Source organism: Mesorhizobium sp. B2-7-1 (genome assembly GCF_006440735.1).
In the GTDB taxonomy this organism is placed as follows: Bacteria; Pseudomonadota; Alphaproteobacteria; order Rhizobiales; family Rhizobiaceae; genus Mesorhizobium.
Map to the genome: position 1 here is coordinate 131,302 of NZ_VFUA01000001.1, position 13,018 is coordinate 144,319.

The window sequence follows — 13,018 nt, forward strand, 5'->3', positions numbered from 1 at the left end:
CGGCTGCGTTGGCCCTTCAGTCCGGTCGGGATTTTCTCTGACCCTGCAAGGCCAGGAAGTGTTTGTAACCTTTGCGCCCCATACGGGCGCGCAGCGCCTCGCGTGTCTCGGCTTCCCCGCAAGCCGCCAGGATCTCGTCGAAATGATCGTTCAAGATATCCTGAATTGCGGGGTCGTTGAAAAATGCGTTCAACGGAACCCCGTCCGGCGCGCTCGGGGCATCCATCAGGGTCCAGAAAGCACGTCCATGGGTCGAGACAAAATCCCGGGCACGTGAAGCCAGTTCGCGCACGATAGCGCTTCGCCGCGCGCGCGAACGCTGGTGGGCGGCTTTGCTGAATGTCCTCAGCTCCGGCATTGAGGGTTGTGCGCCGTGCACGTTGCTTCCGTGAATCCGGTAGGCCGAAAGCGGAAGGTCTATGCAGGCCGAACCAGCCAAGGCATGCACGAACGGCATGAAATAGTTGTCGGTCGCTGCATTGCCGACAACGGCCCGGGTTGGCTTGCATCGGACGAGATAGTGCCGCTTGTACATGTTCGCCGTTCCGGGAGACCAGTGCCAGCCGGGCTCGTGAGGTTCTATCACCGTGGATTGCTGCCAGAGCAACTCGCGCTCTCGCCGTTCCAGAATCATGTGATCTGAATTTGAACCACCGGGATCGAAAGGCTTGCCCGCTCTGCGATGCAGCAACCATGCAAAACCAGAAGACAGCGGCCGCCCGGCATGGTCGGTTTCAAGAACGCCGCTCGATGTTGCGGCGATCGCCGGGCAGTCGCAATGAAGCTGGGCGTGAAAGGCTGCGAAGGTCGCGAACAGGAAATCGTCGGCGTCCACGATGCAGACCAATTCCCCCGCCAGGCGATCCAAGACGTGAAGGAAAGCGCCCATCTGGTGCAGGTTGCTATCCAGATATTCGAACGCCAGCCTTGGGTCGGTATCCTCGAACCTCGCGATGACGTCGCGGCTGTCATCGGTCGAGGCGTTGTCGACGACAAGGCATTCGAAGTCGTCATAAGTTTGCGACAGGACGCTCGATATCGCTTGGCCGACATACCGGCCGTAATTGTAGTTGATGATGAGGAAGCTGATCTTCGGCGCGGCCACTATCGCTTCTGTCCTATCCTCAGAAAAGCGCGGACGTCACGCGACACCGACTTGTGAAGGTGGCGCAGCGGAATTCGGCCTCCGAAACCGGCCCGCAGGATCAACCTGGCCTGTGCGCCGGAAAAACGGTTGGTGATCTCCTTGCGAAATCTCTCGTCGCCGAAAACAGACCTCAGCTGTGGCGCGTTTTGCCTGAAAATTTCAACCGCGAGCTCATTCCTGAAATAGTCGCGCAAAGCGGCCCCGCTCTCGCCCGTGATTCTATCGACAACCGGCCAGAATTCTGCTCCCAGCAGCCAGTCGAAACGATCGCTCTGCCCAATCAGGAACCTCACGCTTTCATATGTGAATTTCTGCGAGTTGGCCGCGTAGCTTCTTGTTCCTCCGCGTATGCCCTCGATGCTTTCGCCAGCCGCAAAGTAGTTGCTTGAATGCAGACGATAGCCCGACAGGGGCATATCGATGAGCGCGCTGCCGGCAACTGCGTGGCAGATCCTATTGAAATAACCATCCGCCGACGTCATCCGCGGGTTGCTGCCGTCGTCCAATCGCAACAGACGCAGCACCGCGGTGCGGAACATGTTGGCGGTGCCCGGCGCCCAGAACCAGCCGGTGTGCCATCGCGGTATGGTCGCGCTGCTGGCGTCGAGGAGCCGGTATTGCGACGGGGAGACCGTCGGCAGCCGCAATACCGCCTGCTCGCCTCGAAGGCCGCGTTGCGCATCCGGTTTGTTCAGCCGGAGTTGCTGGTACGAGGCCGTCAGGGCTTTGCCCGTCGAATCCATCTCGGCCACATTGGCCGACGTGAAGCCGACGCTGCGTTGCAGCGCCATATGCACCTGCACGTGCATCGAAGCGTAATTGTCGAACAGCACGTCGTCCGCGTCCACGAAGGTGACGAACCCGCCATTCACCTTGTCCAGCGCCCAAAGGGCGGCGCCGAGCTGGCCATGGTTCTGCGCCAGCGTTTCCATCCGGAAACGCGGATCACCTTCGATATGCCGGGCAATCACCTCCGCGCTGTCGTCGGTCGAGCCGTTGTTGATGACGATGCACTCGAAATGCGGATAGTCCTGCCGGCGTATGGAATCGATCGTCTCTCCGACATAGCGGCCATAGTTCCAGTTGATGACGACAAAGCTGACAAGCGGCGGCGACAGCGCGCCACCGGCGAGCTCGCCGATGTCGCGCCCCGCAATCGTGAACGACCTGGTCGCGACGATCCCGCTCTTGCGAATGACGACCTGCTCGCCCCGGTGCAACAGCTCGTATTCTCCAGCGACCTGGCTCAGGAAGGCTTCGATCCCTGCCTCGGGACGCCTGGCCATCGGCAGATCCGGTCCCCACCGATAATCGTCCAGAATCATGACACCGTCATTGTCCAGCAGGTCCCAGGCCTGTCGGGCATCGCTGTAGGTGGCTGTGGCGCGATGGTCGCCGTCGACATAGATCACGTCGTATAGCCGGCGTTCGGCGGCAAGGCCCGGCAGGATCGTCACCGAGTGGCCCTTGCGTTTCTCGACCCGGCCGGCGAAAGGCTTGAGGTTGCGGTCGAAGCGTCGTTCGACCTCGGCCATATCCGATACATACTTCGAACCAGGCCCGACATGCTCTTCGCTGCCCTGGAAGCTGTCGACGCAGGTAATGTGGGACTTTGGCAGGAACTGCAGGAAAAACAGCGCGGAACGGCCCTCGAACGAGCCGATTTCGAGCACGGCCGTCGCCGTATCGGCCTTGTCGCCGAGAAGCTCTTCCCAAAGCTTCAGGTGATGGGAGGTCCAGTTATAGGTAAACTCTCCGTCGACGAAGTAATCCATTCTTCCCCCGTTAGCCCCGGCGTCATCAGCTCGGCGCTGACGCACGCGGCCAAACCCCCTTCATCAGAGCGTGAACGCTCTTCCCGCGATCGGAACCCCTTCCTGTCGCTTTTGGGCGATTTGGTCGCGGTATCCTGATTGCCCCGCGCCCATTGCACAAGCGGCAATGGAACAATAGATGGTGCGGGAGCATCCACAAATGGTGCGGTGGCAACCACGGATGGACGCGGCCGGATGCGGCTTGGCAGACTGCGTGAACAAACAGGAACAACCTGATGATCGATAAGCTCGACGCAGCGAAATTGACCGATCGCGTCGCGGCGCTCGTCGAGGCGGCCAGGCGCGCCGGCGCCGACGCGGCCGACGCGGTGGCGGTGCGTGGCCGCTCGGCCGGCGTCTCGGTTCGGCTGGGCAAGGTCGAGGGCACCGAATCGTCGGAGAGCGAGGATGTGTCGCTGCGCGTCTTCGTCGGCCAGCGCGTGGCGAGCGTCTCGGCCACCGCCGCGTCCGACCCGAAGGCGCTTGCCGAGCGTGCCGTGGCGATGGCCAGGGTCTCGCCCGAAGATCCGTTCCAGGGCCTCGCCGATCCTGCGCTGCTTGCCCGCAATCTGCGCGATCTCGATCTCTTCGACCCGACCGAGGTGTCGGCCGACCAGCTCAAGGAAGCCGCTCTTGCCGCCGAAGCGGCCGCATTGGCGGTCAAGGGCGTCACCAATTCCGCGGGCAGCAGCGCCGGCGCCGGCCTGGGCGGCCTGGTGCTTGCCACCTCGCACGGCTTTGTCGGCCAATATGTCGCCTCGCGTTTCTCGCGCTCGGCCAGCGTCATTGCCGGTGAAGGCACGGGAATGGAGCGCGACTACGAATTCTCTTCGCGTCAGCATTTTTCCGACCTCGACGCGCCGCAAGATATCGGCCGCAAGGCAGGCGAGCGCGCCGTGCGCCGGCTCGGTGCTCGCAAGGCGGCGACCGGCCCGGTCGACGTGGTGTTCGATCCGCGCGTCGCGCGCGGCATAGCCGGCCATCTCGCCGGCGCCATCAACGGCGCCGCGGTCGCCCGCAAGACCAGCTTCCTGCGAGACATGATGGGCAAGCAGGTGGCGTCGGCCGCGATCACCGTCACCGACGAGCCGTTGCGGCGGCGCGGCCAGGCCTCGCGCCCCTTCGATGGCGAGGGCGTCGAGGGCGAGAAGCTGCTGATGGTCGAGAAGGGCCTCTTGAACCACTGGTTCCTGTCGACCTCGGCCGCGCGCGAGCTCGGCCTCGTCACCAATGGACGCGGCTCGCGCAGCGGCTCATCGGTTTCGCCGTCATCGACCAACCTTGCCATCGAGCCGGGCGGGCGTTCGCCGGAAGATTTGATCGCGTCGCTGAAGAGCGGCTTCTATGTCACCGAGGTTTTCGGCCAGGGCGTCGACATGGTGACCGGCGAATACAGCCGCGGCGCTTCCGGCTACTGGATCGAGAACGGCGCGCTGGCCTATCCGGTGGCCGAGGTGACGATCGCCTCGAACCTGAAGACCATGTTCCTCAACATGGTGCCGGCGAACGATCTCGACCGCAATTTCGGCACGGCGGCGCCGACGCTCCTGATCGAAGGGATGACCCTTGCCGGCGCTTGACCAATTGACCTCGAGCGCGGCCCGCGACGACCTCGCCCTGTTGCGCGATGCCGCCCGCGAGGCCGGCGTCATCGCCATGGGCTATTTCGGCAACAACCCGCAGGTGTGGATGAAGGGCGGCACCTCGCCGGTGAGCGAGGCCGATCATGCGGCGGACGCCTATCTGCGCGAGACCTTGCTCCGGGCGCGTCCGGATTATGGCTGGCTGTCGGAGGAGACCGCCGACGATCATGCCAGGCTGTCGGCTCGCCGCACCTTCGTCGTCGATCCGATCGACGGCACGCGCGGCTTTCTCGATGGCCTGCATTCCTGGTGCGTCAGCGTAGCCGTTGTCGAGGACGGGCGCTCGCTCGCCGGCGTGCTCGAATGCCCGGCCAAAAGCGAGACCTATTGGGCGCTGCCGGGCGAGGGCGCCTATCTCAACGACAAGCGCATCCACGTGCGTCCGCTGGGGCAGAACGTAGATATCGGCGGACCCAGGCCGCTGGTCGACCTGATGCCGCAGGCTTGGCAGGACCGGCTGCGCCGGACGGCCTACATTCCTTCGCTTGCCTATCGGCTGGCGATGATCGCCGCCGGCAAGCTCGATGCGACCTTCGTAAAGCCCAGCGCGCATGACTGGGACATCGCCGCCGCCGATCTCATCCTCACCGAGGCCGGCGGCGCGCTGCTCGACCGCGCCGGCAAGCCGCCGCGCTACGCCGGCGAGGTGATCAATCACGGCGCGCTCGCCGCCGGCAGCGGCGAATTGCTCAGCGTGCTTGCCGGGGTCATCGCGGGGATTGACCAAGGGTGAGTCGGCCCGCAGTTCCAAAATCGGCTGCTTTGGGCTAAACGTTTCACAAAACTCATGAATATGCGAAGGATCGGCATGGTCGCGGAAGACGGAAAGAAGCAGCTTTTGCACCTGGTGTTCGGCGGCGAGCTGAAAAAACTGGGTGGAACCGAGTTCCGTGATCTCGACTCTCTCGACATTGTCGGCATCTATCCCGACTATCAAACCGCGCTTGGCGCCTGGAAAGCCAAGGCGCAGGCAAGTGTCGACAATGCCCATATGCGCTATTTCGTTGTTCATCTGCACCGTTTGCTCGATCCAGACGCGAAGGTCGGCGGTTGACGTCGATGGAGCATGAAGCGGTGAAAGGGGGGACCCGGCGGCGCGCCGCCAGACGCGGTGGAACGCGCACCCTTTGGCGACGCATCCGCGAGCCGTTGGCGCAGTCGAGTTTCGTCAAGAATTTCATCGCCAGCCTGTTCGCCTGGTTCTTGCGGCTGATTCGCATCACCAGCCCGCTCGTCGAGGGCTCGACGCAGGTAGCAGGCGGCGCTTATGCCCATCTTGAGCCCGGCATCATCGCGCTCTGGCACGGCCAGCATCTTTTGACCCCCGCCTATTACCCCAAGGGCCGGCAGCTAGTCGCCATGGTTTCACGCAGCGCCGACGCCGAGCTCCAGGCGCTGATGATCGAGAAATTCGGCATCGAGGCGGTGCGCGGCTCCGGCGGCCGCAACAGTTCGAGGCATTTGGACAAAGGCGGCGCCAAGGCCTTGATCGCGCTCAAGAGGGCGCTCGTCCTCGGCAAGAACGTCGCCATGATTGCCGACATTCCGAACGGCACGCCGCGCGACGCCGGGCTTGGCATCGTTCTTCTGGCAAGGCTTTCCGGCCGGCCGATCCTGCCCTCGGCCATCGCCACCAGCCGCCGCAAGGTGCTGGAGAAGAGCTGGGACAAGACCACCATCAACCTGCCTTTCGGCCGCTCCGCGGTCATCGTGGGGCCGCCTGTCTTCGTGCCCGCCGATGCCGACGAGGCCGAGATGGAGCGCAAGCGCCAGGAGGTAACGGTCTCCCTGAACGCCGCGACGGCTGAGGCTTATCGCCTCGTGGACGGCGGCAAATGAGCGAGCGCTGGGCGCGTGCCGCCCTCACGGCCTATCGCTATGCGGGGGCGGTCGCCTATCCGCTCGTCGGTCCCTATGTCGCCTGGCGCGCCTCGCGCGGCAAGGAGGATCGCGCCCGCCGCCGCGAGCGCTATGGCGTTGCCGGCCGGCCTCGGCCGGCAGGGCCGGTGATCTGGATCCATGCCGCAAGCGTCGGCGAGACGATCGCGGTGGTGCCGCTGGTCGAGAGCATCCTCGACTATGGCGTCAACATCGTGTTGACCACCGGCACCGTGACCTCGGCGAAAGTCGCCGACGAGCGCCTCGGTGGCCGCATCATCCACCAATATGTGCCGCTCGATCTCAAGCCGGCGGTAAGCCGTTTCCTCGATCACTGGCGGCCGGAACTGGCGATCATCGCCGAATCGGAGATCTGGCCGATGACCATCCTGGAGCTCGGCGCCCGCAATGTGCCGCAGGTTCTGGTCAATGGCCGGCTGTCGGACCGCTCCTTCCTCTCGTGGAAGAAGCGCGCCAGCGTTGCCGAGGCGCTGTTCGAGAACCTCGCCCATGTCATCGCCCAGTCGGATGTCGACGGCGAACGGTTTCGCGCGCTCGGCGCCCGGCCGGTCACGGTTTCCGGCAACCTCAAGGTCGACACCAACCCGCCGCCGGTCGACGAGCGGGCTTTGGCCACCCTGCAGCGCCAGATCGGCGACCGCCCGACCTGGGCGGCGATCTCGACCCATGACGGCGAGGAGGTCGTGGCCGCCGAGGTCCATGCCAGCCTGCACAAGCGCCATCACGGCCTCTTGACCATCATCGTGCCGCGTCACCCCGACCGCGCCGACACGCTTGCCGCGCAGATTTCCGGCATGGGCCTGACGGTGGCAAGGCGCAGCAAGGGCGACCGCATCTCGCCCGACACCGATATCCTCCTGGGCGATACGATCGGCGAAATGGGCCTTTATTTGAGGCTGACCGAGATCGCTTTCGTTGGCCGCTCGCTGACTTCGGAAGGTGGCCAGAACCCGCTCGAGCCGGCAATGCTCGAAACCGCCGTGCTGGCCGGCCGCAACGTGCAGAATTTCCGCGAGGCCTATCAGCGCCTGCTCGACAGCGGTGGCGCCAAGCTGGTGCGCGACCGCGACATGCTGACCGGAGCCGTCAATTTCCTTTTGAGCAACGAAGCGGCGCGCCACGAAATGATGGCGGCCGGTGCTGCCACCGTCGACGAGATGCGCGGCGCGCTTGCCCGCACGCTGAAATCGCTGGAGCCTTATATCCAGCCCCTGGTCGTCAAGGCGCGCCTGAAAGGCGCAAACGGGCGCTAAAGCAATTCCAGGAAAAGTGTGTAACGGTTTTCCGTCCGGAATTGCGTAAAACGAAGGGATAGAGCGCATGACCCCAAAAATCGGATCCGATTTTTGGAAAGGATCATGCGCGAAATCAAATTGCGCGGAACCCACGCGATGACCAGCGAAGCGCCACCCTTCTGGTGGGAAAGGCCGGACTGGCGCGTCTTCGCGCTGTCGCCGGCGTCGGCGGTCTATGGGCTGGTCGCCGGCCGCCGCATGCGCCACGCCCCGCGCGAGAAGGTCGAGGCGCCGGTGCTGTGCGTCGGCAATCTGACCGTCGGCGGCAGCGGCAAGACGCCGGTCGCCATCGCCTTGGCCAAGCAGGCCAAGCGCATGCGGCTCACGCCAGGCTTCCTGTCGCGCGGCCATGGCGGTTCGTTTGCCAGGCCGCATGTCGTCGATGCGCATCACGACGCCGCCAAGCATGTCGGCGACGAGCCGCTGCTCCTGGCCGAACATGCGCCGGTCGCGGTGACGGCGAACCGCGCCGCCGGCGCGAAGCTGCTCATCGAGGGACATGGCTGCGACTTCCTCATCATGGATGACGGCTTCCAGTCGGCGCACATCCATATCGACTATGCGCTGGTCGTGGTCGACGCCCGCTTCGGCATCGGCAACGGCCGCGTCGTTCCGGGCGGGCCGCTCCGCGCCAGGGTCGTCGATCAGCTGGTCTTCACCAGCGGCCTGCTGAAGATGGGCGAGGGGGCTGCCGCCGACGGCGTCGTGCGCCAGGCGGCGCGCGCCGGCCGGCCGATCTTCCTGGCGCATGTCGAGCCGGCGAACCCGTCACGCTTCGCCGGCGGCCGCTTCCTTGCCTTCGCGGGCATCGGCCATCCGGAGAAATTCTTCGACACGGTGCGCGGCGCGGGTGGCGAAGTGGCTCGGTCGCGAGCCTTCCCGGACCATCATTTCTACGCCCAGGACGAGCTAGGCGACCTCCTGACGCTTGCGCGGCAGGAGGGGCTGCGCCTCGTCACCACGGCAAAGGATGCAGCGCGGCTGCGCCACGGCGAGACGCCTGCCGGTTTCCTCGATCAACTGGATGTGCTCGATATCGAGGCTGTGTTCGAGCTCGATCATGTGCCCGAACGCATCGTTGACGAGACGCTCGACGCCTGGCGCCTGCGCAAGATGCGGGGCTGAGCTTCGGGCGTGGTGCCGAAAAGCGTCAAGCGGTCTTCAGGTCTGCCTGGCGCGCGCCGTCAATTGCCGTTGATCAGCCGGCGGAAGTAGCGAACCGTCTCGCCGAGCCCATCTTCGAGAGCGACGCGAGGAGACCAGTCCAGCGTCGATCGCGCCAGGCCTATGTCGGGTTGGCGCTGGCGGGGATCGTCCTGCGGGAGGGGCTTGAACTCGATTTTGGACTTGCCGCCGACGATACCCAATACAAGTTCGGCCAGTTCCAGGATCGTGACTTCGGTCGGGTTGCCAACGTTGAGGGGGCCCACGAAATCGTCGGGGGTAGCCATCATCCTGGCCATCGCGTCCACGAGGTCGTCGACATAGCAGAAGCTGCGCGTGTGGCTTCCGTCGCCGTAGATGGTTATGGGGTCGTCCCGCAGGGCCTGGACGATGAAATTGCTGACCACCCGACCATCAGACGGGTGCATGCGCGGCCCGTATGTGTTGAAGATGCGCACCACCTTGATCGGCACTTTCGACTGGCGCCAGTAGTCGAAGAACAGCGCCTCCGCGCATCTCTTGCCTTCGTCGTAGCAGCTGCGCGGCCCGATCGGATTGACGTGGCCCCAATAGGCCTCGGTCTGAGGATGGACTTGCGGATCGCCATAGACTTCGGATGTCGATGCCTGAAGGATCCTGGCCCCGGAAGCGCATGCAAGATCGAGCATGTTGATCGCTCCATAGACGCAGGTCCTGGTCGTCTCGATCGGAATGCGCTGATAGTGAACAGGCGAGGCCGGGCAAGCGAGATTGAAGATTTCATCCGCCTCGGCCTGCACAGGCACCGTGATGTCGTGCCTCAGCAGCCTGAACCGTACATTGCCCAGGAGGTGCCGGATGTTCTCCTCCGAGCCGGTCGAGAAATTATCGAGACATGTTACGTCTCGGCCTTTTGCCAACAACAGGTCGCATAGATGCGAACCAATAAAGCCGGCGCCGCCGGTCACAAGAACCTTCACTGCAATCCCCCAATACCCACAGCATTGTCTATAGCCGTGGATTCACGAGACTGTCACGCGTATCGGAAGAGGGTTTTTCGCCGCTGCGATCGATTAGCCGATATTTGGCTGCGAACCTGCGTGGGGTTCGATTCCACAAGACGACGGCGTGGGGTCGTGAGCGGCATGCGAAGGCGCGCCTCGCGCGGCCTATCCCCGCTTGCGCAATTCCGGGTGCATCTCGATCTCGCGGGCAAGCGAGACCGTTGCGTTCACATAGGGCTCCTGCCGGGCGACGCTCCAATATTTGAGCTCGTCGAGGGGAATGTTCTCGCTTGTCACCGCGCAGCGCACGAAAGAGCCGGGACTGGTGACCTGGAAGTCGCCGTCGAGATAACGGATCCGGGCTTCTCTGCCGCCCGGGCCTTCGAAACGGTTCATCATGAAAGGACGCTTGAGTTCATCGGGTTTCAATCGCCACAAATCGCCAGCAACGTCAAGCTTGACGCAATGCTCATGCAGTATGGCAGAGCGGCAAAATGGTTTCCGGAAACGGCATGGACATCACCTCGACCCGCTTGAACACACTGATCGGTGAGGCGCTCACCCCGCAGGCGGTGCCGTCGCCCAAGGCCGATCCGGGGGTGGCGGCTTTGATCAAGACGCTGGTCCAGCCGCCGGCGCCCTCGACGGGGCAGGCGGCGCAAATCGCGGCCCAGTCGCTGCAAAGCGCGCAGCCGCGCCCGGCCGCTCAGGCATCGCAACGCCTCTCGTCCTCCGAGGTCGAGGATGCCTACCGGGCCGTCATGGAGCCCGATGCCGCCGCCGACGATGCGTCGGCAAGGCCCTCGACGGGCAGGTCGTCGTCGGATCCCGATCAGGCTCCGCGCGGCTTCGGCTCACCGCAGGCAGCGGTTACCGACAATACGTCCAGGCCCGCGCTTGCGCCGGCATTGTCCACTTTTTCGCCAGCCGTCGCTTCCGCCGCGGTGCTGGTCGCTGCCAACGCCAACGCGCCGCAGCCTCGCGGTGCCGCGGTCCGGCCGGCCGGTCGTGCGCCGCGATCGGAATCCGCGCCGATATCCCTTTGGACGATCTCTGTCGTCACGGCCATCGTCTCGGCGGTGACGGCAACGATCATGGTTCTGCTGCTTCGCTGATCCGATAACCCAGCGCTGCGGTTCTGCGCTAGCCGTCGTCCTGCAGGAATGCCTCCACGGCCTCCGAAGCGAGCCCGGCCTGGTCGGCAATGCGCCTGGCAAGATCCGCCGCCGCCGCGCGCGCCCGGCCGACCGGGCGGTCCATCCAATAAGACACCGGGTTGAGCGCAACGCGCTCATCGACACCAACGATACGGCCGGATTGAAGCTGGTCCGCCGTCAGCGGCGGCCGCGCCAGCGCGATACCCAACCCATGCGCAGCCGCGTCGAGCACCAGATTATAGTCCTCGAAACGCCTGTCCTGCGGACGGGGACGGTAATCGACGTCCTGGGCCGCGAACCAGGCGCGCCAGCCTGACGCGTCGGAATCGTTGATCAGTGGGAACTTCAAGAGCCGGGCAGGGTCGCCTCGTCCGATCTCGTTGGCCAGTTCCGGCGAGGCGATGGGGAAAATGTGCTCCTTGAAAAGCTGCACCGATACACGGCCTGGAATGCGGCCGCGCCCGCAGCGCACCGAAAGGTCGATGCCTTCGTCGGCGAGGTCGGCCTGGCGGTTGTCGACGTCGAGCACGATACGCAGCCTGGTCGGATGGTTCTCGAGCGCCGCCATGCGCGGCATCAGCCACAGCCCGCTCACCGACGGGATCGAGGCCAGCCGCACCACGGCGGTGCCGCGCGGCTCGACCCAGCGGTCGGAGTTGAACGAGATCAGCGCGAACGCCTCGGCGGTCCTCAAATGCAGGCGATTGCCCTCGATCGTCAGCGTCACGCCGCGCGCGTTGCGCTCGAACACTTTCAAGCCGAGCCAGTCCTCCAGCTTGGCGATCTGGCGGCTCACCGCGCCATGGGTGAGGTTGAGTTTTTCGGCCGCCGCGGAAAAACTCCCGGTACGCGCCGCCGCATCGAAGGCGCGCAAGGTTTCCAGTGGCAGTATCTGTTCCGAGCTGTGATCCATGCTCACAGCTGACCCTCGAATTGGTCGTTTGTCAATTGGCCGGCAATGGCGTTTTCTGCCTTCATGGCACAGAAAGACGAGGTTACGGCAATGAGCGCTTACACCGGCACGTTGAATGAGACACAGCGCGTGGACACCACCGCGGCGATCGCGGTGACATTGACGGTGCTCGGCTGGGCTTCGGCTTTCCCGGCGATCCGCGCCGGCCTCGCCGCCTTCCAGCCGCTGGAGCTCGGCGCGCTGCGCTTTGCCATCGCGGCGGTTCCGGCCGCCATCTTCTTCGCGGTGAAGCGCCCGGCACTGCCCAGGATCGACGAGCTATGGCGCTTCGGCTTCGGCGGCGCCATCTTCGTCGCGCTCTACACCGCCATGCTCAATTTCGGCGAGCTCACCGTCTCGGCGGGCGCGGCCGGCTTCATCATCAATGTCAGCCCGATCTTCACCGCCATCATGGCCATGGCGCTGCTCGGCGAGCGCTTCTCGAGGCTCGCCTGGCTGGGCACCGTCATTTCCTTCGCCGGCATCGGCATCATCGCGGTGGCCGACGGACACGGCCTGCATTTCAATGCCGGCGCGCTGCTGGTGCTGGGCTCCGCGCTTTGTTCGGCCGTCAACACCATTGTCCAGAAGCCGCTCTTTGCCCGCCATCATCCGTTGACGATCGCGGCCTCCAACATGGTGCTCGGCGCGCTCTGTCTGTCGCCCTTCCTGCCGGAAGCGTTTTCGCAGGCAGCGGTCGCCAACACCGCCGGTCTCGGCGCCGTCATCTATCTCGGCATCGTGCCGTCGTTGATCGCCTATGCCGCCTGGGCAACCGCGCTCTCGCGCCTGCCGGCCGCGCGCGCCTCGAACTTCCTCTATTTGGTCTCGCCGACCTCCGCCCTGATCGGCTTCTTCTGGCTGGGCGAAGTGCCAAGCCTGCTCGGCATCCTCGGCGGCGCGTTGGCTCTGGGTGGCGTGATCGTGGTGAATTTGAAGAGGTAGATCAGAAGCTTGGGGCCGT

General features: G+C 64.6%; 13 protein-coding genes. 8 read left to right on the top strand and 5 right to left on the bottom strand.

What is annotated here, in order from left to right; genetic code table 11:
• Positions 1–16 precede the first annotated feature (16 nt).
• Positions 17–1,105 (bottom strand): glycosyltransferase family A protein, encoded by a 1,089-nt coding sequence (locus tag FJ471_RS00615; protein WP_181179038.1) that lies wholly within the window; start codon positions 1,103–1,105, stop codon positions 17–19.
• Positions 1,105–2,922: a glycosyltransferase gene (locus tag FJ471_RS00620; RefSeq protein WP_140801232.1), complete on the bottom strand. Its 1,818-nt coding sequence runs from the start codon at positions 2,920–2,922 to the stop codon at positions 1,105–1,107. Before FJ471_RS00620 ends, FJ471_RS00615 begins: the two co-directional genes overlap by 1 nt.
• Positions 2,923–3,197: 275 nt before the next feature.
• On the opposite strand from FJ471_RS00620, the gene FJ471_RS00625 reads away from it, so the two are divergent.
• From FJ471_RS00625 to lpxK, 6 genes are all read left to right on the top strand, one after another.
• Complete coding sequence (locus tag FJ471_RS00625) at positions 3,198–4,541, top strand: TldD/PmbA family protein (protein WP_140801233.1); 1,344 nt, start codon at positions 3,198–3,200, stop codon at positions 4,539–4,541.
• A complete protein-coding gene (locus FJ471_RS00630; protein WP_140801234.1) occupies positions 4,528–5,337 on the top strand; it encodes a 3'(2'),5'-bisphosphate nucleotidase CysQ in 810 nt (269 codons plus the stop codon). The genes FJ471_RS00625 and FJ471_RS00630 overlap by 14 nt, the downstream gene beginning before the upstream one ends.
• A 75-nt stretch (positions 5,338–5,412) precedes the next feature.
• A complete protein-coding gene (locus FJ471_RS00635) occupies positions 5,413–5,658 on the top strand; it encodes a DUF4170 domain-containing protein (RefSeq protein ID WP_140801235.1) in 246 nt (81 codons plus the stop codon).
• A gap of 5 nt (positions 5,659–5,663) precedes the next feature.
• Complete coding sequence (locus tag FJ471_RS00640; RefSeq protein ID WP_140801236.1) at positions 5,664–6,443, top strand: lysophospholipid acyltransferase family protein; 780 nt, start codon at positions 5,664–5,666, stop codon at positions 6,441–6,443.
• Positions 6,440–7,756 (top strand): lipid IV(A) 3-deoxy-D-manno-octulosonic acid transferase, encoded by a 1,317-nt coding sequence (waaA, locus tag FJ471_RS00645; RefSeq protein WP_140801237.1) that lies wholly within the window; start codon positions 6,440–6,442, stop codon positions 7,754–7,756. Before FJ471_RS00640 ends, waaA begins: the two co-directional genes overlap by 4 nt.
• Before the next feature lie 138 nt (positions 7,757–7,894).
• A complete protein-coding gene (gene lpxK, locus FJ471_RS00650) occupies positions 7,895–8,923 on the top strand; it encodes a tetraacyldisaccharide 4'-kinase (RefSeq protein ID WP_140801334.1) in 1,029 nt (342 codons plus the stop codon).
• Between the two features lie 59 nt (positions 8,924–8,982).
• Here the strand turns inward: lpxK and FJ471_RS00655 are convergent, their stop codons facing one another.
• Together FJ471_RS00655 and FJ471_RS00660 are read right to left on the bottom strand one after the other, a co-directional pair.
• Positions 8,983–9,909 carry a UDP-glucuronic acid decarboxylase family protein gene (locus FJ471_RS00655; RefSeq protein ID WP_348643320.1) on the bottom strand — a complete coding sequence of 309 codons (927 nt, stop codon included), beginning with the start codon at positions 9,907–9,909 and terminating at the stop codon, positions 8,983–8,985.
• Positions 9,910–10,110: 201 nt separating this feature from the next.
• The gene (locus FJ471_RS00660) at positions 10,111–10,344 is read right to left on the bottom strand and encodes a DUF2093 domain-containing protein (protein ID WP_140801239.1); all 234 of its coding nucleotides are present in this window, start codon (positions 10,342–10,344) and stop codon (positions 10,111–10,113) included.
• Positions 10,345–10,439: 95 nt separating this feature from the next.
• Here FJ471_RS00660 and FJ471_RS00665 point away from each other — a divergent pair, with 95 nt between their 5' ends.
• Entirely contained in the window at positions 10,440–11,060 is a 621-nt protein-coding gene (locus tag FJ471_RS00665) for a hypothetical protein (RefSeq protein WP_140801240.1), read from the top strand.
• A gap of 28 nt (positions 11,061–11,088) precedes the next feature.
• Here the strand turns inward: FJ471_RS00665 and FJ471_RS00670 are convergent, their stop codons facing one another.
• Positions 11,089–12,015: a LysR family transcriptional regulator gene (locus tag FJ471_RS00670; protein WP_140801241.1), complete on the bottom strand. Its 927-nt coding sequence runs from the start codon at positions 12,013–12,015 to the stop codon at positions 11,089–11,091.
• A gap of 90 nt (positions 12,016–12,105) precedes the next feature.
• Between FJ471_RS00670 and FJ471_RS00675 the strand changes: the two genes are divergently transcribed.
• Entirely contained in the window at positions 12,106–12,999 is an 894-nt protein-coding gene (locus FJ471_RS00675; protein ID WP_140801242.1) for an EamA family transporter, read from the top strand.
• The last annotated feature ends 19 nt before the right edge of the window (positions 13,000–13,018 follow it).

Excerpts from the sequence above, each read along its gene's own strand:
- FJ471_RS00620 (WP_140801232.1), bottom strand. The coding sequence starts at position 2,922 with ATGGATTACTTCGTCGACGGAGAGTTTACCTATAACTGGACCTCCCAT.
- FJ471_RS00625 (WP_140801233.1), top strand. The coding sequence starts at position 3,198 with ATGATCGATAAGCTCGACGCAGCGAAATTGACCGATCGCGTCGCGGCG.
- FJ471_RS00635 (WP_140801235.1), top strand. The coding sequence starts at position 5,413 with ATGGTCGCGGAAGACGGAAAGAAGCAGCTTTTGCACCTGGTGTTCGGC.
- FJ471_RS00640 (WP_140801236.1), top strand. The coding sequence starts at position 5,664 with ATGGAGCATGAAGCGGTGAAAGGGGGGACCCGGCGGCGCGCCGCCAGA.
- waaA (WP_140801237.1), top strand. The coding sequence starts at position 6,440 with ATGAGCGAGCGCTGGGCGCGTGCCGCCCTCACGGCCTATCGCTATGCG.
- lpxK (WP_140801334.1), top strand. The coding sequence starts at position 7,895 with ATGACCAGCGAAGCGCCACCCTTCTGGTGGGAAAGGCCGGACTGGCGC.
- FJ471_RS00660 (WP_140801239.1), bottom strand. The coding sequence starts at position 10,344 with ATGATGAACCGTTTCGAAGGCCCGGGCGGCAGAGAAGCCCGGATCCGT.
- FJ471_RS00665 (WP_140801240.1), top strand. The coding sequence starts at position 10,440 with ATGGTTTCCGGAAACGGCATGGACATCACCTCGACCCGCTTGAACACA.
- FJ471_RS00670 (WP_140801241.1), bottom strand. The coding sequence starts at position 12,015 with ATGGATCACAGCTCGGAACAGATACTGCCACTGGAAACCTTGCGCGCC.
- FJ471_RS00675 (WP_140801242.1), top strand. The coding sequence starts at position 12,106 with ATGAGCGCTTACACCGGCACGTTGAATGAGACACAGCGCGTGGACACC.